Annotated in this window: 21 protein-coding genes and 2 pseudogenes; 8 read left to right on the top strand and 15 right to left on the bottom strand. The window is 32.7% G+C overall.

Annotated elements, in window-relative coordinates; genetic code table 11:
- The 3 genes and pseudogenes from IDG63_RS13525 to gatC all read right to left on the bottom strand — a co-directional run.
- Positions 1-494, bottom strand: a pseudogene (locus IDG63_RS13525) (Asp-tRNA(Asn)/Glu-tRNA(Gln) amidotransferase subunit GatB); the annotation flags it as partial.
- A gap of 12 nt (positions 495-506) precedes the next feature.
- Positions 507-1,964, bottom strand: coding sequence for an Asp-tRNA(Asn)/Glu-tRNA(Gln) amidotransferase subunit GatA (gene gatA, locus IDG63_RS13520; protein WP_000027917.1), 1,458 nt, complete (start codon positions 1,962-1,964; stop codon positions 507-509).
- Position 1,965: 1 nt separating this feature from the next.
- A complete protein-coding gene (gene gatC / locus IDG63_RS13515) occupies positions 1,966-2,268 on the bottom strand; it encodes an Asp-tRNA(Asn)/Glu-tRNA(Gln) amidotransferase subunit GatC (RefSeq protein WP_000170162.1) in 303 nt (100 codons plus the stop codon).
- 366 nt (positions 2,269-2,634) lie between these two features.
- Between gatC and putP the strand changes: the two genes are divergently transcribed.
- Entirely contained in the window at positions 2,635-4,173 is a 1,539-nt protein-coding gene (putP, locus tag IDG63_RS13510; protein ID WP_000957020.1) for a sodium/proline symporter PutP, read from the top strand.
- A gap of 88 nt (positions 4,174-4,261) precedes the next feature.
- Here putP and IDG63_RS13505 read toward each other — a convergent pair whose 3' ends face one another.
- The 6 genes from IDG63_RS13505 to purB all read right to left on the bottom strand — a co-directional run bounded on the left by IDG63_RS13505 (position 4,262) and on the right by purB (position 12,240).
- Positions 4,262-5,461: a CamS family sex pheromone protein gene (locus IDG63_RS13505; RefSeq protein WP_000831695.1), complete on the bottom strand. Its 1,200-nt coding sequence runs from the start codon at positions 5,459-5,461 to the stop codon at positions 4,262-4,264.
- Positions 5,462-5,473: 12 nt separating this feature from the next.
- The gene (gene ligA, locus IDG63_RS13500) at positions 5,474-7,477 is read right to left on the bottom strand and encodes an NAD-dependent DNA ligase LigA (protein ID WP_000774565.1); all 2,004 of its coding nucleotides are present in this window, start codon (positions 7,475-7,477) and stop codon (positions 5,474-5,476) included.
- A 3-nt stretch (positions 7,478-7,480) separates the two neighbouring features.
- A complete protein-coding gene (gene pcrA, locus IDG63_RS13495; RefSeq protein ID WP_000992924.1) occupies positions 7,481-9,673 on the bottom strand; it encodes a DNA helicase PcrA in 2,193 nt (730 codons plus the stop codon).
- On the bottom strand, positions 9,670-10,362 hold the full coding sequence (gene pcrB / locus IDG63_RS13490; protein ID WP_000272071.1) for a heptaprenylglyceryl phosphate synthase: 693 nt from the start codon (positions 10,360-10,362) through the stop codon (positions 9,670-9,672). The genes pcrA and pcrB overlap by 4 nt, the downstream gene beginning before the upstream one ends.
- A 171-nt stretch (positions 10,363-10,533) precedes the next feature.
- Positions 10,534-10,836 carry a YerC/YecD family TrpR-related protein gene (locus IDG63_RS13485; protein WP_001165363.1) on the bottom strand — a complete coding sequence of 101 codons (303 nt, stop codon included), beginning with the start codon at positions 10,834-10,836 and terminating at the stop codon, positions 10,534-10,536.
- A gap of 108 nt (positions 10,837-10,944) precedes the next feature.
- The gene (purB, locus tag IDG63_RS13480; RefSeq protein ID WP_000572878.1) at positions 10,945-12,240 is read right to left on the bottom strand and encodes an adenylosuccinate lyase; all 1,296 of its coding nucleotides are present in this window, start codon (positions 12,238-12,240) and stop codon (positions 10,945-10,947) included.
- A gap of 859 nt (positions 12,241-13,099) precedes the next feature.
- Here purB and scpA point away from each other — a divergent pair.
- Positions 13,100-14,266, top strand: coding sequence for a cysteine protease staphopain A (gene scpA / locus IDG63_RS13475; RefSeq protein ID WP_000827763.1), 1,167 nt, complete (start codon positions 13,100-13,102; stop codon positions 14,264-14,266).
- A gap of 30 nt (positions 14,267-14,296) precedes the next feature.
- The gene (locus IDG63_RS13470) at positions 14,297-14,623 is read left to right on the top strand and encodes a staphostatin A (RefSeq protein WP_000434933.1); all 327 of its coding nucleotides are present in this window, start codon (positions 14,297-14,299) and stop codon (positions 14,621-14,623) included.
- A 291-nt stretch (positions 14,624-14,914) separates the two neighbouring features.
- On the opposite strand, the gene IDG63_RS13465 is transcribed toward IDG63_RS13470, so the two are convergent.
- The 4 genes from IDG63_RS13465 to IDG63_RS13450 all read right to left on the bottom strand — a co-directional run bounded on the left by IDG63_RS13465 (position 14,915) and on the right by IDG63_RS13450 (position 18,225).
- Positions 14,915-15,088, bottom strand: a complete 174-nt coding sequence (locus IDG63_RS13465; protein WP_000669862.1) for an NETI motif-containing protein — start codon at positions 15,086-15,088, stop codon at positions 14,915-14,917.
- Positions 15,069-15,671, bottom strand: coding sequence for a DUF2179 domain-containing protein (locus IDG63_RS13460; RefSeq protein ID WP_000011542.1), 603 nt, complete (start codon positions 15,669-15,671; stop codon positions 15,069-15,071). Before IDG63_RS13460 ends, IDG63_RS13465 begins: the two co-directional genes overlap by 20 nt.
- Positions 15,672-15,941: 270 nt before the next feature.
- Entirely contained in the window at positions 15,942-16,763 is an 822-nt protein-coding gene (gene nadE / locus IDG63_RS13455) for an ammonia-dependent NAD(+) synthetase (protein ID WP_000040866.1), read from the bottom strand.
- On the bottom strand, positions 16,756-18,225 hold the full coding sequence (locus IDG63_RS13450) for a nicotinate phosphoribosyltransferase (protein WP_000284433.1): 1,470 nt from the start codon (positions 18,223-18,225) through the stop codon (positions 16,756-16,758). Before IDG63_RS13450 ends, nadE begins: the two co-directional genes overlap by 8 nt.
- A 183-nt stretch (positions 18,226-18,408) precedes the next feature.
- Here IDG63_RS13450 and IDG63_RS13445 point away from each other — a divergent pair, with 183 nt between their 5' ends.
- From IDG63_RS13445 to IDG63_RS13435, 3 genes are all read left to right on the top strand, one after another.
- The gene (locus tag IDG63_RS13445) at positions 18,409-19,485 is read left to right on the top strand and encodes a nitric oxide synthase oxygenase (RefSeq protein WP_000897635.1); all 1,077 of its coding nucleotides are present in this window, start codon (positions 18,409-18,411) and stop codon (positions 19,483-19,485) included.
- A gap of 19 nt (positions 19,486-19,504) precedes the next feature.
- Entirely contained in the window at positions 19,505-20,299 is a 795-nt protein-coding gene (locus IDG63_RS13440) for a prephenate dehydratase (protein WP_001177821.1), read from the top strand.
- 71 nt (positions 20,300-20,370) lie between these two features.
- Positions 20,371-20,478 (top strand): hypothetical protein, encoded by a 108-nt coding sequence (locus tag IDG63_RS13435; protein WP_001802312.1) that lies wholly within the window; start codon positions 20,371-20,373, stop codon positions 20,476-20,478.
- A gap of 10 nt (positions 20,479-20,488) precedes the next feature.
- On the opposite strand, the gene IDG63_RS13430 is transcribed toward IDG63_RS13435, so the two are convergent.
- Positions 20,489-22,051 carry an SLC13 family permease gene (locus tag IDG63_RS13430; RefSeq protein WP_000323164.1) on the bottom strand — a complete coding sequence of 521 codons (1,563 nt, stop codon included), beginning with the start codon at positions 22,049-22,051 and terminating at the stop codon, positions 20,489-20,491.
- A gap of 204 nt (positions 22,052-22,255) precedes the next feature.
- Positions 22,256-23,353, bottom strand: a complete 1,098-nt coding sequence (locus tag IDG63_RS13425; protein WP_000275706.1) for a glycosyl hydrolase family 28-related protein — start codon at positions 23,351-23,353, stop codon at positions 22,256-22,258.
- Between the two features lie 371 nt (positions 23,354-23,724).
- Here IDG63_RS13425 and IDG63_RS13420 point away from each other — a divergent pair, with 371 nt between their 5' ends.
- Positions 23,725-24,285, top strand: coding sequence for a cysteine hydrolase family protein (locus IDG63_RS13420; protein ID WP_000149686.1), 561 nt, complete (start codon positions 23,725-23,727; stop codon positions 24,283-24,285).
- Between the two features lie 52 nt (positions 24,286-24,337).
- Positions 24,338-24,547, top strand: a pseudogene (locus tag IDG63_RS13415) (DHH family phosphoesterase); the annotation flags it as partial.

The raw sequence follows: 24,547 nt of genomic DNA, 5'->3' as shown, positions 1-24,547 counted from the left end.
GCATATGCTTCTTTAGGTGAACGAATATCTGGTTCAGATACGATTTCAATTAGCGGTGTACCTTGACGGTTCAAGTCAACTAATGAATACTCACCTTTATGTGTTGACTTACCAGCATCTTCTTCCATGTGAAGACGAGTAATACCGATTCGTTTTGTTTCACCGTCGACTTCGATATCGATATATCCATTTTCACCAATTGGTTGATCAAATTGAGAAATTTGATATGCTTTTGGATTATCTGGATAGAAATAGTTCTTACGGTCAAACTTAGATTCTGTTGCGATTTCCATATTTAGTGCCATTGCAGCACGCATTGCCCAGTCTACTGCACGCTTATTAACAACTGGTAAGACACCTGGATATGCTAAGTCGATAACATTTGTATTTGAGTTAGGTTCTGCTCCAAAATGCGCTGGTGATGGAGAAAACATTTTTGAGTCCGTTTTTAACTCTACGTGAACTTCAAGTCCTATAACTGTTTCAAAATGCATGATTTCCACTCCTTATAATTTTTCATAAACGTCATGTAAATTGTATTGTGTTTCATATTGATAAGCGACACGATATAACGTTTTTTCATCGAATGGTTTACCAATGAACTGTAAACCGATTGGTCGGCCATTTGATTGTCCACAAGGAACAGAAATACCAGGTAATCCAGCTAAGTTTACTGGTGTTGTTAATAAATCATTGGCATACATTGTTAATGGATCATCAATTTCTTCACCTAAATTAAACGCAGTTGTAGGCGCTGTTGGACCAACTACTACATCATAATTTTCGAATACTTTATCAAAGTCATTTTTAATCAATGTTCTAACTTTTTGAGATTTTTTATAGTAAGCATCATAGTAACCTGAACTTAATGCAAATGTACCTAAGAAAATACGACGTTTTACTTCTTTACCGAAACCTTCAGATCTTGACATTTTATATAATTCTTCTAATGAATGAGCTTCTTTAGAATGATAACCATAACGAATTCCGTCAAAACGAGAAAGGTTTGACGAAGCTTCTGATGATGCAATCACGTAATATGATGGAATACCAAATTTAGTATTTGGCAATGATACTTCCTCAACGACAGCACCTAAAGATTTTAAAGTTTCTACAGCGTTTTGAACTGCTTCTTTTACGTCATCAGCTACACCTTCACCTAAGTATTCTTTAGGTAATGCAACTTTTAATCCTTTAATATCTTTACCAATTTCAGATGTAAAGTCTACATCATCAACTGGTGCACTTGTAGAGTCATTAACATCTGCACCAGAAATAGCTTCTAATACGATTGCATTATCTTTTACATTTCGAGTCAATGGACCAATTTGGTCTAATGAAGATGCAAAAGCAACTAATCCAAATCGAGATACACGACCGTATGTTGGTTTCATACCGACAACGCCACAATATGCAGCCGGTTGTCTAATTGAACCACCTGTGTCTGAACCTAAGCTAAATGGTACTAAGCCAGCTGCAACTGCTGCTGCAGATCCACCTGATGAACCACCTGGTACTGCTTTATGGTCAAATGGGTTAACTGTTTTTTTGAAATAAGATGTTTCTGTTGAACCACCCATTGCAAACTCATCCATGTTTAATTTACCGATTAAAACGGCATTCTCTTTATGTAGTTTTTCCATTACAGTAGATTCGTAAATTGGCACAAAACCTTCTAACATTTTACTTGCACATGTTGTTTCTAATCCGTTTGTAATAATGTTATCTTTTATACCCATTGGAATACCAAATAATTTGCCATCCATTTGATCTTTTGCTTGTAATTCATCCAATTCTTGCGCTTTTTTGATTGCATTTTCTTTATCCAGCGCTAGAAAAGACTTAATTGTTGGATCAGTCTCTTCAATTGCATCATATATATCTTTAACAACATCAGATGGTTTGATTTTTTTGTCTTTTATTAAAGTTAATAAATTCTCAACCGATTCGTAGCGAATGCTCATCTTACGCGTCCTCCTCATTCATGATTGTAGGCACTTTAAATTGTCCATCTTCTGTTTCTTTGGCATTTTTCAAAGCTAATTCTTGCGGAATACCTTTAATTGCTTTATCTTCACGTAAAACGTTTTGTAAATCTAAAACGTGATATGTAGGTTCAACGCCTTCTGTATCAGCGCTATCATTTTGTTTTGCAAAATCTAAAATGCTTTCTAATGTGTTGGCCATTTCTTCCGTTTCTTCAGGAGAAATTTGAAGTCTTGCAAGATTCGCGATATGCTCAACTTCTTCACGTGTTACTTTTGTCATTAATAAAAGCCTCCTTTAAGTCATTCATCACTAAATTGTATCAAATTTCCAATTAAAAATCTAAGTATTTATGAGGTGCTACTTTAATTTCATATAAACTGTATAAACATTATCATTCGTTTATCAAATCATTTTTTATGAAAACAACACTCTTTTAATATTAGACAACCCAATTCAATATTATGATTATGCAATTTTAATTATAAAAATTTGCTCATATCCAAAAAATACGAAAGCGCTTTCTATATTGGTATGCAAGTATTTCAAAAAGAATAAATTTAATTTTCCTACTTTTCTAAACATTTATCTTTATGTATAATGTTTTCAAGTAACTAAATTATAAATTAAATAAAGGGAGTGTTTATCATGCTTACAATGGGGACAGCATTAAGTCAACAAGTAGATGCCAATTGGCAAACTTATATTATGATTGCCGTCTACTTCTTGATACTAATCGTTATTGGCTTTTACGGTTACAAGCAAGCAACTGGTAACCTAAGCGAGTACATGTTAGGTGGACGTAGTATTGGACCGTATATTACTGCATTATCAGCTGGAGCTTCAGATATGAGTGGATGGATGATTATGGGGCTACCTGGTTCTGTCTATAGCACTGGTCTATCAGCTATGTGGATTACAATCGGTTTAACATTAGGTGCTTATATAAATTACTTTGTTGTTGCTCCTAGACTTCGTGTTTATACCGAATTAGCTGGAGATGCAATTACATTACCAGATTTCTTTAAAAATCGTTTAAACGATAAAAATAATGTGTTAAAGATTATTTCTGGATTGATTATCGTAGTATTCTTTACATTATATACACATTCTGGTTTCGTATCTGGTGGTAAATTATTTGAAAGTGCTTTTGGATTAGATTATCATTTCGGTTTAATATTAGTTGCTTTCATTGTCATTTTCTATACTTTCTTTGGTGGATATTTAGCTGTATCAATTACAGATTTCTTCCAAGGTGTCATTATGTTAATTGCGATGGTTATGGTCCCTATTGTTGCTATGATGAATTTAAACGGCTGGGGAACGTTTCATGATGTAGCAGCTATGAAACCTACAAATTTAAATTTATTTAAAGGGTTATCATTTATAGGAATTATCTCTCTATTTTCATGGGGATTAGGTTATTTCGGTCAACCTCATATCATTGTAAGGTTTATGTCTATTAAATCACACAAGATGCTACCTAAAGCTAGACGTTTAGGTATTAGCTGGATGGCTGTTGGTTTATTAGGCGCTGTGGCTGTTGGTTTAACAGGTATTGCATTCGTACCTGCTTATCATATTAAACTAGAAGATCCTGAGACATTATTCATCGTGATGAGTCAAGTACTCTTCCATCCTCTTGTAGGTGGTTTCTTACTTGCTGCGATTCTAGCTGCAATTATGAGCACGATTTCTTCACAATTACTTGTAACATCTAGTTCACTAACGGAAGACTTTTATAAATTAATTCGTGGTGAAGAAAAAGCTAAAACGCACCAAAAAGAATTTGTTATGATTGGAAGATTATCTGTATTAGTTGTAGCAATTGTTGCCATCGCGATTGCATGGAATCCAAACGACACAATTCTAAACTTAGTAGGTAACGCTTGGGCCGGATTTGGTGCATCGTTCAGTCCACTTGTGCTATTTGCACTTTACTGGAAAGGTTTGACACGTGCCGGTGCTGTAAGTGGAATGGTTTCAGGTGCCTTAGTCGTTATCGTTTGGATTGCGTGGATTAAACCATTGGCACATATCAACGAAATATTCGGCTTATATGAAATTATTCCTGGATTTATTGTAAGTGTAATCGTTACATATGTTGTAAGTAAACTTACTAAAAAACCTGGTGCATTTGTTGAAACTGACTTAAACAAAGTTCGTGACATCGTTAGAGAAAAATAATTCATAAGTCTTAACAAATTAAAAAGGTACTAATGTTAATCAAAATTATGACTAACATTGGTACCTTTTTATTATCTTTAATTTACAATTAATTACTGTAAATATGAACTTGCGGTTCTTTGTCATCTTTTGTCTTACTAATTAAAGCACGTGGTTGGTTACCATCTTTAATACGAATTTCATAGTTATCGATTTTATCGAAATATTTATTCGCTTGTTCAGTAACGTACTGTGTAATACCAATTGTTTCAGCTTGTCCATAGTAATCGATTGGTAAATCTACTACTAATCGTTGTGGCTTTTTATCAACAAATTTAACTTTCCCTACTGCTTGTGTGAAATTAGAAAAATATGATTGCAAATTATCATTAAATTGCTTGAAATTATTATTTAAATTTTCATCATAATCTGCTGCTGTTGAAGAAGGTAATAAAGCTGATTTTTCATTGATATTATGCCATTCATTAAGCTTTGTTTGACTCTTTTCTGCAGTCGCTTGAGTGATAAACTCACCTGGTGTGATTGAATCTTCACTTGATTGCTTATAAATTGCAAAATGAATTGGTATATCTTTTAAATCATCATTTTCACGTAACCTTGATAATATCTCACTAGCCATTTGTTTACCTTGCTTTTTAACTTCGCTATCATCTAGTTTTTTACTAAAAGTCGGTCCATCTTTTTCTTTTTTATAGTAATAAACACTATTCATAGCTAAACCAATCGTCATACCTTTAATATTCTTACCTTTTGTATCTCCACCACCATAAAAATCTTGCTCTAAAATGTTAGATAAATAGGCTGGTGATTTTTCTGCAATCTTTTCAGGATCTGTTTCACCTTCGTGTGATGGATTAAGTCCTAAATTTTCATTCGCTTTCTTGTCTTTTTTATCTTTTTCAGACATCTTATCGATTTCACGTTTTGTATACTTAGGATTTAAATAGGCATTAATTGTTTTCTTGTCCAAAAATTGACCATCTTGATACAAATATTTATCTGTTGGAAATACTTCTTTACTTAAGTTCAATAAACCATCTTCAAAGTCGCCGCCATTATAACTATTTGCCATGTTATCTTGTAAAAGTCCTCTTGCCTGGCTTTCTTTAAATGGTAACAATGTACGATAGTTATCACCTTGTACATTTTTATCCGTAGCAATTTCTTTTACTTGATTTGAACTATTGTTATGTTTTTGATTATCTTTTCCAGCCTGGTCATCCTTATGGTTACCACAAGCAGCGAGTATAAAGATAGCTGTAATCAATAATACTAATGTACGCTTCATCGACATACCCCTCTAACTATTTAATTCATTTTGCTTATCTACAAATTGTTGCTCTGTCCAAATTTCAATACCTAAACTTTGTGCTTTTGTTAATTTTGAACCTGCATCTTCACCAGCAATAACGACATCTGTATTTTTAGTAACGCTACTTGTAACTTTAGCACCTTGTGATGCAAGCCATTTAGATGCTTCATTGCGTGTCATTTGATGTAGCTTACCAGTCAGTACTATCGTTTTACCACTAAATTCAGGATGTCCTTCAATATCTGATGTTTTGATACCTTTATAAATCATATTAACATGTTTATCTTTTAATTTTTGAATTAAAGCACGAATATCTTCATTTTCTAAATAAGTAACTACAGATTGTGCTACTTTATCACCTATATCATGAATTTCTACTAATTCCGCTTCAGTTACCGTTAGTAATCGATCTATCGTTTCATATTTTTCTGCTAACACTTGGCTCGCTTTAACACCTAAATGCCTAATACCTAGACCAAATAATAAATTTTCTAAAGAGTTGTCCTTAGCTTGTTGAATGGCAGCTAATAAATTATCAACTTTTTTCTGCCCCATTCTGTCTAAAGGTAATAAATCTTCTTCTGTTAAATAGAAAATATCAGCAACATCTTTAATTAATTCGCTTTGATAAAGCTGTTGAATAATTTTAGTGCCTAAACCATCAATATTCATGGCTTGTCTTGATACAAAGTGAATTAATCCTTCAACAAGTTGTGCTTGGCATTTTGGATTAATGCAACGAAGTGCTACTTCGCCTTCAATACGTACTAATTCATGTCCACAACTTGGACAATGGGTTGGCATATGATATGTGACAGCATCCTCAGGTCTACGTTCTGGAATACTACGTACAACTTCAGGTATGATGTCACCTGCTTTTTTCACTACAACACTATCACCAATTCGAATATCTCTGTCATGAATTAAATCTTCATTGTGCAAAGATGCTCTTGATACAGTTGTACCAGCTACTTTTACTGGTTCTAAAATAGCAGTAGGTGTGACTACACCTGTTCGTCCAATACTTAATTCAATATCTAATAATTTAGTTACTACTTCCTCAGCTGGAAATTTATAAGCAATGGCCCATCTAGGAGATTTTTGTGTGAATCCCATCTCATCCTGTTGATCTAAATCATTAACCTTAATAACAATCCCATCAATATCATAAGGTAATGACTCTCTTTGGCTTGTCCATTTTTCAATATACTCTAAAACACCATCGATATTATTTACACGCGCTCTATTTTTATTCGTTGTAAAACCTAATTTATCTAACTCATCTAATGCTTCACTTTGCGAACGCGCATTGAAATCAGTGAAATCATTGACACTATATATAAATACGCTTAGCTTTCGTTTTGCCGTTAATTTAGAATCTAACTGTCTTAATGATCCCGCAGCAGCGTTTCTTGGATTTGCAAATAACTGCTCATCATTTTTTTCTTTTTCTTCATTTAATCGTAAAAATGAACGTCTCGGCATATATGCTTCACCACGAACTTCTACATTTAATGGTTCTTTCATTTTCAAAGGTATCGCATGAATTGTTTTTAAATTTTCGGTAATATCTTCACCTGTTGTTCCATCACCACGTGTTAAACCTTGAACGAAGTATCCATCAACATATTTCAATGATACTGCTAAGCCATCAATTTTTAATTCGCACATATATTCAACGTTGCCAATTTGTTCACGTATGCGTTGGTCGAATTTTCTCAAATCATCCTCATTAAATGCATTCCCTAAACTTAACATTGGCGTGTCATGGTTGACTTTATTGAAAGAGGCTTGGGCTTCACCACCAACTCTAACTGTTGGAGAATCTACAGTCTTATACTCAGGATGCTCCTCTTCTATTTTAATCAGTTCATGAAGTAATTTGTCATATTCACTATCTGGTACAGATGGATTATCCTCTACATAGTATTCATAACTGTATTGATTTAATAAATCATGTAACTCGTTCACACGAGACGATAAATCAGCCATCCCTTAATCCTCCTTTTTTTCAATTGGTGCAAATTGCGCTAACAAACGTTTTGGCCCTTGTGATTTAAAGATAATATCTAGTTCGATTGAGCCATTTTTCTCGTTTACATTACTCACCATGCCTTCTCCCCAGGCTTTATGCATCACTTTGTCACCTACATTCCAATCAGATGACGATACTTGTTTTTTCGTTGACGTTGTTCGTTGACTAAATCCGCGTTTAGCAAAAGGTTTTGCCTTAGGTTGTATCGTTTGTCGTTTGCCACTTGAATGATTTTCTAATAGTGATTCTGGAATTTCCTTTAAAAATCTGGATGGCATATTCGACTGAGGGCGACCAAATAACATTCTTGATGTCGCATGAGTGATGTATAACACCTCTTCAGCCCTTGTGATTGCTACATAACAAATTCGACGTTCTTCTTGCATTTCATGATCATCTTCACTCTTAATCGCTCTAATATGTGGGAATAAAGATTCTTCCATCCCCATTATAAAGACGATTGGAAATTCAAGGCCCTTAGCCGAGTGCATCGTCATTAGTGTTACGCCATTTTCAGTATCTGCCTCATCAATATCAGCTACTAACGATAAATCCGTTAAAAAGTTAATTAATGACTGTTCTTCTAATGGGGTATTTTCCTCATAGTCTTTTGGTACTGACATAAATTCATCGATGTTTTCTAATCTACTTCGAGATTCTAGTGTATTTTCACGTTCAAGCATTTCTCGGTAGCCAGACTTTTGTAATACTTCATCAACTATTTCATGAATTTCTAAAAATTCTTGTTCTTTTATCAAGCTTTGGATTAACTCGTAAAAATTAAGACACTCTTGTGTCACCTTTTTTGACAATCCGATAAAATCAGCTTCTCCAAGTGCATCAAACATACTGATATTGTTTTGAAGTGCATAGTTTTGAACTTTTTCAACAGATGAAGGACCTACACCTCTTTTTGGAACATTAATAATACGTTGCAAACTAATGTCATCATTACTATTGGCAATTATACGCAAATAACTTAATAAATCTTTGATTTCTTTACGGTCATAGAACTTTTGGCCACCAACCATTGTGTATGGCATATTAGATTTCATGAATGTTTCCTCAAGTACACGTGATTGTGCATTTGTTCTATATAAAATTGCCATATCTTGATATTTCTTACCATTACGTTGATGCTTCATAATTTCTCGTATTACAAATTCCGCTTCATCACGTTCTGTCATTGCTTCATAGTAATGAATTTTCTCACCATTCGTATTTGCAGTCCACAGTCCTTTTGGCTTACGTTCAGAATTATTTTTAATCACTTCGTTAGCCGCATTTAAAATCGTTTTCGTCGAACGATAATTTTGCTCTAAAAAGATTGTATTCGCTTCTGGGTAGTCTTTTTCAAATGATAAGATATTTTGAATATCAGCACCACGCCAACCATAAATTGACTGATCTGAGTCACCTACAACACATAAGTTTTTAAACTTACTTGCTAATAATTTAACTAATGTATATTGTGCTTTATTAGTATCTTGATACTCATCTACATGAATATATTGGAATTTGTTCTGATAATATTCTAGAACTTCTGGTACACGCTCAAATAAGTTAATCGTTGTCATAATAAGGTCATCAAAATCTAACGCTTCATTACGTGACAATTGGCGTTGATATCCACTATAAACCGTTGCTACCATTTGCGAGTGATAATCTGTGGCTTCTTTTTGAGCATCTGCAGGTGTTTTAAGTTCATTTTTCAAATTACTGATCGCACCGATAAACATACGAGGTTCAAACTTTTTACTATCAATATTTTCATTTTTTAAGACGTCTTTAATAACAGATTTTTGGTCTGTAGGATCAATTATCGTAAAATTGCGTTCTATACCAATTCGATCTGCATCACGACGTAAAATACGAACACACATTGAGTGGAATGTTGACATCCAAATAACTTCTGCTTGATCACCTACTAATTTTTGAACACGTTCTTTCATTTCTCTTGCAGCTTTATTTGTAAAAGTAATAGCCAAAACATTGTATGGTGAGACATCTTTTTCGTCTAATAAATAAGCAATTCTATGTGTTAAAACACGTGTCTTCCCTGAACCAGCACCTGCCATAATTAACAATGGTCCTTCTGTTGTCTTTACAGCTTCACTTTGCTCTGTATTCATATGATTTAATAACGCATTCATTTACTAGACTCCTTTATTTTTACTGTTTTTAAAGCTTTTTTAATATCTTTATAAATAATATCACCGACGATAATTGTATCTGCAATAGCTGCCATCTCTGTCGCTTGTTGTTCTGAGGAAATACCGCCACCATAAAAAAGTTGCGTTTCTGTTAGATGTTCTGAGACAGCTTGAACCTTTGATACGTCGCCATAAATGCCACTATACTCTAAATACATAACCGGTAATCGATACATATGATTGACCATTTGGGCATATGCTTCTAAATCTTCTGTTGTTAAATCTGTATTTGCTTTGGTATGTTTTGCCACTTTGCTATCAGCATTGCACACGACATACCCTTCAAATATTACTTCTTCAAAATCTATACTATGTCCATATGTTTTAAGCGCTTCTAATAATGTACCATTGTGAAATACAACATCTGTACTGTTCAGTACTGTAGGTACAAAATAAAAATCAAAACCAGGCATTACACTTTCGATGTTTGATATTTCAAGTACTAAAGGCAATGGGTATCTTCTTACTCTGCTCATTAAATGAATGACATTATCTTCAGTAACGTCATCAGTTCCACCAATCATAATTGCATCTGTTTGAGACATACAAATCGCATCTAAATCATCATCTGAAATATGTTTAGCTGGGTCTAATTTAAAAATATGGCGCCATTTTTTAATGTCATACATTTTCCGAAACTCCTTTTTTAACATACATATGATTATAGCATTTTTAAGTGTCGAGTTCTAAAGACTTAATATGAAATTTAAGTTCTTTTACTCTGTAAATTTTTTCGTGAAAAAACAATGATTATCTACCTTATTAGTGCAGATAGATAACCATTGTTTATCGTTCATTTATTATTCATTTGTTTCAATATTCATACGATCTAAAATCATTGTATAAGCATCATTACCCCATTGTAATGAACGCTTCACTCTAGAAATCGTTGCAGTCGATGCTCCAGATTCTTGTTCAATCGTTGCATAGGTATAACCTTGCTTAATCATTTTAGCAACTTGTAATCTTTGAGACAGTGATTGAATTTCATTTACAGTACACAAATCATCGAAAAATTGGTAACATTCTTCTCTATTTTCTAACGTTAGTATTGCATCAAACAATTCATCTAACGCTGCACCTCGTAATTTTTCAATTTGCATATCGAAACAACCCCTATAATTTTATTCTTTATGTCATTTTAACGCATTAATCTATTAAAGTGTAGCGATTTATATTTTATTAAATCTGAATCGTTACTTTATTTAATTTTATGCTAATCCAGCGCGTTCGAAAATAGTGTCAACTTGATTCAAATGATGTTTAGGATCGAAACATTCATCCAATTCTTCTTTTGTTAAAACACTTGTAATAGACTCATCTTGTTCGATTAATTCACGGAAAGGTGTTTTCGTTTCCCAAGATATCATCGCTTTTGGTTGTACTTTGTCGTATGCTTCTTCACGAACCATACCTTTATTAATTAATGCTAATAAGACACGTTGTGAGAAAATCAGACCAAATGTTTTATCTATGTTATTACGCATATTATCTTCAAATACAGTTAAACGGTCCACAATATTTGTGAAACGATTCAATGCATAATCTAGTGCTATTGTAACATCTGGTAACATAATACGCTCAGCAGAAGAATGAGAAATATCTCTTTCATGCCATAATGGCACATTCTCATAAGCTGTAGTAATATAACCACGAATGACTCTTGAAATACCTGTGATATTTTCAGAACCAATTGGATTTCGTTTATGAGGCATTGCAGATGAACCTTTTTGGCCTTTTGCAAATGCTTCTTCAACTTCTCTTGTTTCGGTTTTTTGAAGGTTACGAATTTCAACGGCAAATTTTTCTAGTGACGTCGCGATTAATGCTAATGTCGCAATATAGTATGCATGTCGATCGCGTTGCAATGTTTGCGTTGATACAGGCGCTGTGCCAATACCTAAATGTTTACACACATAACTTTCTATTTCAGGAGGAATGTTAGCAAAAGTACCTACTGCACCACTCATTTTCCCTACTTCAATTTCTTCTCTTACTTGTTTGAAACGTTGTAAGTTACGTTGCATTTCCGTGTACCACAATGCCATTTTGACACCAAATGTAGTTGGTTCTGCATGCACTCCATGTGTACGTCCCATCATCAATGTATATTTATAATTTTTTGCTTTTTCAGCTAAAACGTCGATAAATCTTTCTAAATCTTTTTCAATAATGTCATTTGCTTGTTTAATAACGAAACTTAAAGCTGTATCTACAACATCAGTAGAAGTTAAACCATAATGTACCCACTTACGTTCTTCACCTAGCGTTTCAGAAACTTGTCTAGTAAAGGCTACAACATCATGGCGCGTTTCTTGTTCAATTTCTTGTGCACGTTCGACATTTACCTTTGCGTTTTGACGAATTTTTTGTACGTCAGCTTTCGGTATATGTCCTAATTCACTCCATGCTTCACATGCTAAAATTTCCACTTCTAACCATGCTTCATAGCGATTTTGATCAGTCCAAATATTAGACATTTCTTCTCTAGAATAGCGTTCAATCATTTTTTTAACTCCTATCGTATGTATACTCGAATTTTCAAAAACAGAACATTTTTAATAAAAATAAACAAAAAGTTCGTTTTTAACTCTACTCTTCACAGTTTAACAGAATTGGTTATAAATGTATAAAAAATTTCCGTATATTCTCATTCTATTTTATTTTTTACATTAATACAATTATCTATGGCAGATTAATACTGATTTCTAATTGTAAATGTTCTCAATACTTTAATCTAATTGGTATTTATAATGATCCATTGAGAATATATTTTTGCATTTTAGTTTTTCTCCCCTCAACTACACTATCCAACTTTTTATTACAATTAGGACAATCAATAGCTTTAGTAATACCAGATTTTATTCACTTTACTTCTCCTATTGTATGGAATTTCTAACAATCTACTTTACCTAGTTTCATAATACTCCTTCTTACATTTCCATAATATGTTTTAAAATTATTCACTTCTAATATAACAAACTTTCTACTCACAAAAAGAATATATGTTCTATTGCATAGGTATGGCATTTTAAATATAAGGCATTAATATTGAACTCCAGAATCGTATAAATACGAAACTGATTATAGAAAAATACGCAGAGATTTTTTTAATAGTAAATTTTTATAGAAAGACATAAATTGACTACGCTTCTTTCAAAATCGACTAATATATTTTCATGAAACTTTCGATCATATTAATTATTGAATGAGATGTTTGCAATTTAGTAAATAAGCTACTAAATTATTACATAAACTGATAATGTGTAAAAATTAAATATTTTTAAACATAGATTAAAAATTTATATTGAAACTCTTAACTAAATTTAATATAATTATTTTATAATAAAATAAAGGAGTTTTTATATGAAAAGAAACTTTCCAAAATTAATAGCTTTAAGTTTAATACTTTCTTTAAGTGTTACCCCTATTGCAAACGCTGAGAGCAATTCAAATATCAAAGCAAAAGATAAGAAGCATGTGCAAGTTAATGTCGAGGACAAGAGTGTTCCTACTGACGTACGTAATTTAGCGCAAAAAGACTATCTTTCTTATGTTACTTCACTTGATAAAATCTATAATAAAGAGAAAGCCTCGTATACACTTGGTGAACCTTTTAAAATTTATAAATTCAACAAAAAGAGTGATGGTAATTATTATTTTCCAGTTTTGAACATTGAAGGTAATATCGATTATATAGTTACAATTTCACCAAAAATCACTAAGTATTCTAGTTCATCTTCTAAATACACAATCAATGTTTCTCCATTTTTATCTAAAGTCTTAAATCAATATAAAGATCAACAAATTACTATTTTGACAAACTCAAAAGGTTACTATGTGGTTACTCAAAATCATAAAGCTAAACTAGTACTAAAAACACCACGTCTAGAAGATAAAAAGTTAAAAAAGACCGAGAGTATACCTACTGGCAATAATGTAACGCAACTAAAGCAAAAAGCTTCTGTCACTATGCCAACCAGTCAATTTAAAAGTAATAATTATACTTACAACGAGCAATATGTAAATAAACTTGAGAATTTCAAGATAAGAGAAACTCAAGGTAACAATGGTTGGTGTGCAGGCTATACGATGTCTGCATTACTAAATGCGACTTATAATACTAACAAATATCATGCAGAAGCTGTGATGAGATTTTTACACCCAAACTTACAAGGACAACGATTCCAATTTACTGGTTTAACGCCAAGAGAGATGATTTATTTTGGACAAACTCAGGGAAGAAGCCCACAACTTCTTAATAGAATGACTACATATAATGAAGTTGACAATCTTACTAAAAATAATAAAGGAATTGCTGTTTTAGGTAGTAGAGTAGAATCAAGAAATGGTATGCACGCAGGTCATGCCATGGCAGTTGTTGGGAACGCTAAATTAGATAATGGACAAGAGGTTATAATTATATGGAATCCATGGGATAATGGTTTTATGACTCAAGATGCTAAAAACAATGTTATTCCAGTATCCAATGGCGACCATTATCGATGGTATTCATCTATTTATGGTTATTAAAATTTGTATTTTAGAAAGGTAAATAATATTATGGAACAAATTGAATTATTTAGTATTGATAAATTCAAATGTAATTCAGAGGCTAAGTATTATCTTAATATTATTGAGGGAGAATGGCATCCTCAAGATTTAAATGATAGTCCTTTAAAATTTATTCTCAGTACCTCAGACGATTCTGATTACATTTGCAAATATATAAATACAGAACACAAACAACTCACATTATATAATAAAAATAATAGCTCAATTGTTATTGAAATATTTATACCAAATGATAATAAAATACTACTAACAATTATGAACACAGAAGCTTTGGGAACTTCTCCTAGAATGACTTTCATTAAGCATAAGTCATAAGACTATCTAGATATGATTAAGTAAACTATTAATCTTATTAAAGGTCTCTAGGAAGAAAAAATTTCATGCGATGAGATTGTTTTAGAAAAAGCGACGATATATATAATCTAACAATAATTTTTAAAATATTAAGAACCCCCAGCATATGCTTTATATAGCTTGCTGGGGGTTTCTCATACAATATGGATCGAGCATCTTGCATGTATAAACAAATAGGCTATTCAAAGTAAAATCACTCAAACTTTGAATAGCCTTTCCTCTTCAAATAGTCTTTATTTAAATTGGATTATGTTATTGGATTTTCTTACCTACAAAAACGATTTCTTGATGTGATACTTCAACCGTGCCATCTTTTTGCTCTTGAAACACGGGTTTTTCAATACGTTTTACCGGCATATACCCTTGCATTTTCATTCGTGACAAACAATCAGCAATTGTTTCATTCTCATTTACTTTGAATTTCATGTTCTACTACACTTTCCAGTTCTTCTGGTTCATAATCTTTAAGCTTTCTACGACGAATGCCTTTAGTCCAGAATCCACCATGTATGTTTCGAGGTTCATACGCAATGATAAATGCTTTCGGATCTAAATTTTTTATCGTATCCATCAATTTACGTTCATATTTTCTTGGTGTTAAAATTTGCATCACCATACGACTACCATCTCTACCAAACGCAGCATAGTGCGTAACGCCATATCCTAAATTTCGAAGTTCATTCGGTAAATCTAACTCATATTCTGCTGAAGTTACATTTACAACTGTATAACCTAATGCCAGTTTTTCTTCTATTTTCATACCAACAATGATACCTATTGAAAAACCAAATGCGTAGGCAATAATATTTTGAATATGGTCTAAATTAGACATAACCAAACCTAAACCAACGATATAAACTAATACTTCTAAAAAACTAACTGATGCAGCAATATAACGATAACCTTTCAACGTTAAAATTGTTCGCATCGTTAAAAACGTTACATAACAAACGTTAATGATAAATATAGTTAGTACCATTAACCATGGATTTTCTGTTACGAATGACATAAGGCGCCCCACTCTCTTTCAATTACACTTTAAATACCAAACTGCTTCAACCTAACCTTAATGAATGCATATTAATATAATATAGTACGAAAACTCTCATAAATAAATAGCGAATTTGTCATAAATAAAAATTTATTCTCAAATGAACATACTTACTTTAGTTCATACACTTTCAATTTATACACTGAAGTAGTCTAGCTGAATGTGGTTTAATGTTATTAATTCTAACTCATATTTAATTTAAGTCACACGTTAGAAGAAAAAATTAAATTAGGATTTTGGCCACGTGTATCTTGTATATGCAAGTTCACGTTTGTGTGCATTTCGTATATAATGATTTTCAATTACTTTTTGTTCTTCTGGCGTAACTGGCTTACCTTCTAAATAATTATCAATCGCCTCATAAGTTACACCTAATGCATCTTCATCTGGAAGCTGTGGTTTATCATCTTCTAAATCAGCAGTTGGCGTTTTTTCATATAATTCCTTTGGCGCACCAAGATACGCTAATAATTGACGACCTTGTCGTTTATTCAAACCAAATATAGGTGCGATATCTGCAGCACCATCACCGTACTTCGTATAAAAACCAGTTATATTTTCAGCTGAATGATCTGTTCCTACTACAATACCTTGTCGGTTTGAAGCAATTGAAAATTGTACTTTCATACGTTCACGCGCTTTTTCATTTCCTTTTTGGAAATCTGTAAGAACAATACCGGCTTCTTTTAGTGATTGCACACTTTGATCAACTGCAGGCTTAATATTGACTGTTACTATTTCATCTGGTTCAATGAATCGCAAAGCTTGGTCAACTTCATCAGCATCTTTTTGAACTCCATAAGGTAATTTAACTGCAATAAACGTACAATCAATGCCTTCTTCACGTAATTCGTTAACAGACATTTGTACTAATTTTCCAACTAATGTAGAATCTTGTCCTCCTGAAATACCTAACACTAAAGATTTTATAAATGAATGTGATTGTACATAATTTTTTATAAATTGCTTTAATTCCATAATTTCTTCAGCACTATCGATACGCTTTTTCACTTTCATTTCTTGTACAATAACGTCTTGTAATTTACTCATTATCTTCTTCCATCTCCTTAACGTGTTCCGCAACTTCAAAAATACGTTTATGTTTATTATCCCAACATGCCTTGCTTAAATCGACTGGATATTCTTGTGGATTCAGGAAACGCTTATTTTCATCCCAAATAGATTGTAATCCTTGTGCTAAATATTCACGTGATTCATCTTCTGTTGGCATTTGATATACTAATTTACCATTTTCATAAATATTATGATGCAAATCAATGGCTTCGAAAGATTTTATAAATTTCATTTTATAAGTATGCACTGGATGGAATAATTTTAAAGGTTGTTCATCGTATGGATTTTCATTTTCCAAAGTAATATAATCGCCTTCTGCCTTACCTGTTTTCTTGTTTATAATGCGATATACATTTTTCTTACCTGGCGTCGTAACCTTTTCAGCGTTATTTGATAATTTAATACGATCACTATATGAACCATCTTCATTTTCAATAGCTACAAGTTTATATACTGCACCCAATGCTGGTTGATCGTATCCTGTAATCAGCTTTGTACCAACGCCCCAAGAATCTACTTTTGCACCTTGTGCTTTCAAACTCGTAATCGTTTCTTCATCCAAATCATTAGACGCGATAATTTTAGTTTCAGTAAATCCTGCTTCATCAAGCATACGTCTTGCCTCTTTAGATAAATAAGCGATATCTCCAGAATCTAATCGAATACCTACAAAGTTAATTTTGTCACCTAATTCTTTTGCAACTTTTATTGCATTTGGCACGCCAGATTTTAAAGTATGGAACGTATCTACTAGGAACACACAATTTTTATGTCTTTCAGCATATTTTTTGAAGGCAACATATTCGTCTCCATAAGTTTGGACAAATGCATGTGCATGTGTACCAGACACAGGTATACCAAATAATTTACCCGCCCTAACATTACTTGTAGAATCAAAGCCTCCGATGTAAGCAGCTCTAGCGCCCCACAATGCTGCATCAATTTCTTGCGCACGACGTGTACCAAACTCCATTAATTTATCATTTGATGCAATTTGACGAATTCTACTTGCCTTTGTTGTAATTAGTGTATGGAAATTTACAATGTTTAATAAAATTGTTTCTATTAATTGCGCTTGAATCAATGGTGCTTCTACGCGTAACAATGGTTCGTTACCAAAGCATAACTCGCCTTCTTGCATCGAACGGATGCTTCCTGTGAATTTTAAATCTTTTAAATATGATAAGAAATCATCCTTGTAGCCAATAGACTTTAAATATTCCAAATCAGATTCTGAAAATCCAAAATGTTCTATAAAATCAATGACGCGTTTTAAACCATTAAAAACAGCATAGCCACTATTAAATGGCATTTTTCTAAAATACAAATCAAATACAGCCATTTTTTCATGAATATTATCATTCCAATAACTTTCAGCCATATTTATTTGATATAAGTCATTATGTAACATTAAACTGTCGTCTTCTAATTGGTACACTTGTATCTCTCCAATCGACCTAAATATTTTCTTACATTTTATCATAATTCATTTTTTTATATACATAAGAGCCCCTTAATTTCCATACTTTTAATTAAAATCAACCAACAATTTAATGACATATACATAATTTTTAAGAGTATTTTAATAATGTAGACTATAATATAAAGCGAGGTGTTGTTAATGTTATTTAAAGAGGCTCAAGCTTTCATAGAAAACATGTATAAAGAGTGTCATTATGAAACGCAAATTATCAATAAACGTTTACATGACATTGAACTAGAAATAAAAGAAACTGGGACATATACACATACAGAAGAAGAACTTATTTATGGTGCTAAAATGGCTTGGCGTAATTCAAATCGTTGCATTGGTCGTTTATTTTGGGATTCGTTAAATGTCATTGATGCAAGAGATGTTACTGACGAAGCATCGTTCTTATCATCAATTACTTATCATATTACACAGGCTACAAATGAAGGTAAATTAAAGCCGTATATTACTATATATGCTCCAAAGGATGGACCTAAAATTTTCAACAATCAATTAATTCGCTATGCTGGCTATGACAATTGTGGTGATCCTGCTGAAAAAGAAGTTACACGCTTAGCAAATCACTTAGGTTGGAAAGGAAAAGGTACTAATTTTGACGTGTTACCACTGATTTACCAATTACCTAATGAGTCAGTTAAATTTTACGAATATCCTACTTCATTAATTAAAGAAGTACCTATTGAACATAATCATTATCCAAAATTAAGAAAATTGAACTTAAAATGGTATGCAGTCCCTATCATTTCCAACATGGACTTAAAAATCGGTGGCATTGTGTATCCAACTGCACCCTTTAACGGTTGGTATATGGTAACTGAAATTGGCGTACGTAACTTTATTGATGATTACCGTTACAATTTACTAGAAAAAGTTGCAGATGCGTTTGAATTTGATACACTTAAAAATAATTCATTTAATAAAGATCGAGCACTTGTTGAATTGAACTATGCTGTGTATCATTCCTTTAAAAAAGAAGGCGTATCAATTGTCGATCATTTGACCGCTGCAAAGCAATTCGAACTATTCGAACGTAATGAAGCACAACAAGGTCGTCAAGTTACCGGAAAATGGTCTTGGCTAGCACCGCCATTATCTCCAACATTGACGTCAAATTATCATCACGGATATGACAATACAGTAAAAGATCCAAACTTTTTCTATAAAAAGAAAGAATCAAATGCTAACCAGTGCCCTTTCCATCATTAAGTTAGTAGAGGTGTAGCATATGCAATTATATTATTTAGGCCCTAAAGGTACATTTTCATATCTGGCTTGTCGTCAGTATTTTTCTGAAAATGAAGCAACTTTTCAACCAAAGTCAAATTTATTTGAAGTCATCAAGGCAGTTGCAGATGATGACACATCGATTGGTGTTGTCCCTATTGAAAATTCTATAGAGGGAACAATCAACATTGTGGCAGATGCACTTGCACAGCAAGATGTCTTTGCACACGGTGAAATACGTTTAGATATTAACTTTGCATTATATGGTAATGGTTCGAACACCATTTCTGATATTAAAAAAGTGTATTCTATTGCACCAGCAATCAGTCAAACAACAAATTACATACATCAACATCAATTTGACTATGATTATGTCGACAGTACAATTCAAAGTTTGACTAAAATTGAAAATGGCGTTGCAGCAATTGCACCTTTAGGTAGTGGCGAAGCTTATGGTTTTACACCTATTGATACACATATTGAAGACTATCCACATAACGTGACACGTTTTTTAGTTATAAAAAATCAGCAGCAATTTGATCAAAATGCGACATCATTGATGTTTTTAATTACACCAATGCATGATAAACCTGGGTTGTTAGCAAGTGTGCTTAATACATTTGCTTTGTTTAATATTAATTTATCCTGGATTGAGTCTCGTCCTTTAAAAACACAATTAGGTATGTATCGATTTTTCGTTCAGGCTGATTCTGCAATTACAACCGATATAAAGAAAGTCATTGCTATTTTAGAAACCTTAGATTTCAAAGTAGAAATGATTGGTGCTTTTAATTAAACTTTATTTTCTAGGTTCTACAATTTAAATAAAATAAAGAGTCAACCAAGGATTAAAATAGGAATCCATCCTTGGTTGACTTTCTTTTGTTTGTATTGTTTTTACACGATGCTGCGGTATACGTTTCGTTACCACTCGTTCAAGCAATTGCTAATGTAACCTTTTATTTTTCGTTCTAATCTGCAATTACTATTTCAATGGCAGTGGTTGATTTATATCAATACCTAAAACTATAGGCATTACATAATACACGACTAAAATAATAATTATTGCACTGATTAAGTTTACCCAGAATCCTACTGATGCCATTTGTTTGATAGATATTTTACCTGAACCAAAGATAATTGCATTCGGTGGTGTCCCTACTGGTAACATGTATGCACAGTTAGCCGCCATAGCTGCAGGTGCCATAAGTAGTAATGGATGCACTCCAACAGCAACAGACAACGTTGCTAAAATCGGTAAAATCATCGTTGCAGTTGCAGTATTAGATGTCACTTCAGTTAAAAATAAGACAAAGATTGTTATGACAATTACAATAAGAATCGGACTAACACCATTTAATGATTTCAACTGTTCGCCTAACCATTTTGCTAAACCACTTTCAGAAATACCTTTCGCTAATGCTAAACCGCCACCAAATAAAATTAATACACCCCAAGGGAGCTCTTTTGCAACTTCCCAGTCAATGATACGGCGATGTTTTTCAGTATTTTTAGCTGGAATAACAAATAATAATATTGATATAAAAATAGCAATCGTACCATCTGCAACGGATGACGTAACTTCCCATTTTTTCAGAAGAAACTCTCTTGTAATCCATAATAAGCTGGCAAGTACAAAGATAGTTTGTACTACCTTTTCTTCATACTTCATTTTGCCAAGCTCGTCTAACTTTTGTTTAATTAACGTCTGACCACCAGGTAAATATTTCAAATCATGTCTAAACGCAACATATCTTAAATAGAGCCAAGTAATACCTAACAAAACAATGACCGTTGGAATCCCTACAATCATCCATTTAGCAAAACTAATTTCATGTCCAAAATGTTGCATGTATTGTCCTTTTAAAATAATTAATGGCGGGGTTCCGATTAATGTACCCAAGCCACCAATCGTACCTGCATAGCCAATTGCTAAAACTAGAGATTTTTCAAACTTTTGAATACTTGTTTGATTCGTATTGGCTTCTTGTAAATCATGTGCTTCCTTAATAATTGCTAAACCAATCGGAATCATAATCATTACAGCTGCAGTGTTCGATACAAACATAGATAAGAATCCTGTTGCCACCATGAATCCAAGTAATATTTTTGAAGTGCTTGCACCAATCAAATTAATAATTGTCAACGCTACTCTCGTATGTAAATTCCATCTTTCCATTGCAATTGCCAAAATAAATCCACCTAAAAACAAAAAGATAATATCATTGCCATATTCGGATGATACTTGTTCTGGTGTAAGTATATGACCTAATGGTAATAACACAATTGGTAATAAGCTCGTTGCTGCAATAGGAATTGCTTCAGTAATCCACCAAGTCGCAATCCATAAAGTAATCGCTAAAACATAGACGCCTTTCCAAGGTAAGTCTTGTGGATGAAAGAATAATAATGTTAATAGGAAAAGTAATGGACCTAATATTAGTCCAATAAGTTGTCCCGCACTAAACGGTTTCTTTTTCTTTGATTTTGAAAAGAATGTTAAATACCTTTTCGATATCATTGATTGATGTTGATTGAAATAAGCCATAAATTTCCCCCTCATGATGATTATGACAAGCTACTTCAACTCACTATATTAGAGTATAGAAAGTTGTCTATCTTGTATTATCATTACCGTCAAAATACCCCTTTTATCAGATAATTGGGTTTATTATAGCATATTTATACCGTTTTATGAATGCGCTTTCAAAAATTATCTGCTATTCTTAATCCTAATGTCATGCGAAACTTTTTACTTTTTTATTTCATCTACATTGATTGTAGTAACTTGAATACCCGCTTCAACAGGACTTAAAAACACTGTATCAATATCTTCTAAATGAATTGATTGAGTCGAATTATTGAATGAATTCCCAACGATTAATACATCTTTATGTTTAACATTATTATAATTACGTACATGTATCGCATCTTTAGACATTGATCCTTTAAATTCATTTCCAATTATATTCATATTTATGCCTGCTTGGGAACCTAAGTCTTTTCCTGTCATCACATCTGCTGCATTTTTACCATCTCTAACTCCTAAATATCTAATACCACCCTCACAGTTAATAAACTTATTATTAATAATGAAAGCATCTTTATACTTCAAGGGAGTTAATGCATAACCTTGTATATCTTCAAATATATTATTTCTAATATGAATATTCTCATAGTAACGATTATGTCTACTTGCATGTGAGCCAATAGCACGATTCCAACTTCCCATTTCGGGCAATTCTGAAGGTCCAAAATAACAATCTTCGATAACGACATTTTTCGTTATCGTACCATCTGTCGTTCCGAATTTTGGAAAAGCACCAGGTACTTGAATGTCTAATTGTATTGCTTCAGAATAAAAGCGTTCGCCACTATAGTCTATAAATCCTTCAAATGAACAGCTTTTAATATAGAGTCCATTAATCCCGCAAGCATCAATTGCATGACCACTCACTACATTCTTAATAGTCACACCTATTAATTGAATATCTTCAGCATGCCCAATGCACATAGCTGTATTGTTATAAGGATACGATACGCCATTCATATCAAACTTGCCGCCTTTAATATGAATATGACTGTGTCCATTATAACCACGATAAAAACCAAAGCGATGACCATTTTTTAATAAAGGACCAGAATGACATCGGCGTAAAATAGTTTCATTATCCAACAAAAGTGTTGTATTGCCATATATCGTTAATGGTTTGCAAATATCATACGTCCCTTTCGGTATATAAACTGTCGTTGGTTTACATCTTCCACGATTTAACGCATGTTGTATTGCTCGAGTATCTTTAGTTTTGTTTATGCCTGTTAACCCATAATCTTTCATATTGATATACATAAATCGTCATCCTTTGTCTATTTTCTAATTACTCATATATTAACCAATTATTCAAATTATAATCGTGTTAGGTTGATTTAACAGATAGTCATAAATCTCGTGATGCCATCTATTAGCATTTTTATATTCAAAACATCAACACTTGATATTAGTTCTAAGTTTGTCACATTTAGTATTCTATTACAGCTATTTTAAAACTATCGCAAAAACTTCTTATATTATTTGTTGATTGCGTGATTTGCTCTTCCAAAAAAGTTGATTAATCTATATACTTAATCTATATTTATATATTAACCATTAGGGTTAAAAATTACTCTAGCATTTATGAATAGATGGGAGTTTATTTTATTATTATATAGGAGAGATGTTGAATGACACATCGCGCACTATTAGTTGTTGACTATTCATATGACTTTATCGCAGATGACGGCTTACTAACATGCGGTAAACCTGGACAAAATATTGAAGATTTTATTGTTTCTCGTATCAATGACTTTAATTATTATCAAGACCATATATTCTTTTTAATGGATTTACATTATTTACATGACATTCATCATCCTGAAAGTAAATTATTCCCACCACACAATATCGTAGATACAAGTGGTAGAGAATTATACGGTAAAGTAGGTAAATTATACGAAACAATTAAAGCGCAACCTAATGTACATTTCATTGATAAAACGCGCTATGATTCGTTCTTTGGTACCCCGCTTGATAGTTTATTGAGAGAAAGAAGTATTAATCAAGTCGAAATCGTTGGTGTATGTACCGATATTTGCGTGTTACATACAGCAATCTCTGCATACAACTTAGGTTATAAAATTTCAGTACCTGCTGAGGGAGTGGCTTCATTTAATCAAAAAGGGCATGAATGGGCACTTGCACATTTCAAAAACTCATTAGGTGCAGAGGTAGAACAACACGTTTAAATCGTGCTAAAATAATTATAAATAATACAATTTACAAGGGAGATATTTGACAATGGCTAAAACATATATTTTCGGACATAAGAATCCAGACACTGATGCAATTTCATCTGCGATTATTATGGCAGAATTTGAACAACTTAGAGGTAATTCAGGAGCCAAAGCATACCGTTTAGGTGATGTGAGTGCAGAAACTCAATTCGCGTTAGATACATTTAATGTACCTGCTCCGGAATTATTAACAGATGATTTAGATGGTCAAGAT

Source organism: Staphylococcus sp. EG-SA-14, from assembly GCF_017151935.1.
In the GTDB taxonomy this organism is placed as follows: domain Bacteria; phylum Bacillota; class Bacilli; order Staphylococcales; family Staphylococcaceae; genus Staphylococcus; species Staphylococcus aureus.
This window is presented reverse-complemented; position numbering and strand designations above follow the sequence as displayed.

Coding starts and splice junctions, on each gene's coding strand:
- gatA (WP_000027917.1), bottom strand. CDS start 1,964: ATGAGCATTCGCTACGAATCGGTTGAGAATTTATTAACTTTAATAAAA.
- gatC (WP_000170162.1), bottom strand. CDS start 2,268: ATGACAAAAGTAACACGTGAAGAAGTTGAGCATATCGCGAATCTTGCA.
- putP (WP_000957020.1), top strand. CDS start 2,635: ATGCTTACAATGGGGACAGCATTAAGTCAACAAGTAGATGCCAATTGG.
- IDG63_RS13505 (WP_000831695.1), bottom strand. CDS start 5,461: ATGAAGCGTACATTAGTATTATTGATTACAGCTATCTTTATACTCGCT.
- ligA (WP_000774565.1), bottom strand. CDS start 7,477: ATGGCTGATTTATCGTCTCGTGTGAACGAGTTACATGATTTATTAAAT.
- pcrA (WP_000992924.1), bottom strand. CDS start 9,673: ATGAATGCGTTATTAAATCATATGAATACAGAGCAAAGTGAAGCTGTA.
- pcrB (WP_000272071.1), bottom strand. CDS start 10,362: ATGTATGACATTAAAAAATGGCGCCATATTTTTAAATTAGACCCAGCT.
- IDG63_RS13485 (WP_001165363.1), bottom strand. CDS start 10,836: ATGCAAATTGAAAAATTACGAGGTGCAGCGTTAGATGAATTGTTTGAT.
- purB (WP_000572878.1), bottom strand. CDS start 12,240: ATGATTGAACGCTATTCTAGAGAAGAAATGTCTAATATTTGGACTGAT.
- scpA (WP_000827763.1), top strand. CDS start 13,100: ATGAAAAGAAACTTTCCAAAATTAATAGCTTTAAGTTTAATACTTTCT.
- IDG63_RS13470 (WP_000434933.1), top strand. CDS start 14,297: ATGGAACAAATTGAATTATTTAGTATTGATAAATTCAAATGTAATTCA.
- IDG63_RS13465 (WP_000669862.1), bottom strand. CDS start 15,088: ATGAAATTCAAAGTAAATGAGAATGAAACAATTGCTGATTGTTTGTCA.
- IDG63_RS13460 (WP_000011542.1), bottom strand. CDS start 15,671: ATGTCATTCGTAACAGAAAATCCATGGTTAATGGTACTAACTATATTT.
- nadE (WP_000040866.1), bottom strand. CDS start 16,763: ATGAGTAAATTACAAGACGTTATTGTACAAGAAATGAAAGTGAAAAAG.
- IDG63_RS13445 (WP_000897635.1), top strand. CDS start 18,409: ATGTTATTTAAAGAGGCTCAAGCTTTCATAGAAAACATGTATAAAGAG.
- IDG63_RS13440 (WP_001177821.1), top strand. CDS start 19,505: ATGCAATTATATTATTTAGGCCCTAAAGGTACATTTTCATATCTGGCT.
- IDG63_RS13430 (WP_000323164.1), bottom strand. CDS start 22,051: ATGGCTTATTTCAATCAACATCAATCAATGATATCGAAAAGGTATTTA.
- IDG63_RS13425 (WP_000275706.1), bottom strand. CDS start 23,353: ATGTATATCAATATGAAAGATTATGGGTTAACAGGCATAAACAAAACT.
- IDG63_RS13420 (WP_000149686.1), top strand. CDS start 23,725: ATGACACATCGCGCACTATTAGTTGTTGACTATTCATATGACTTTATC.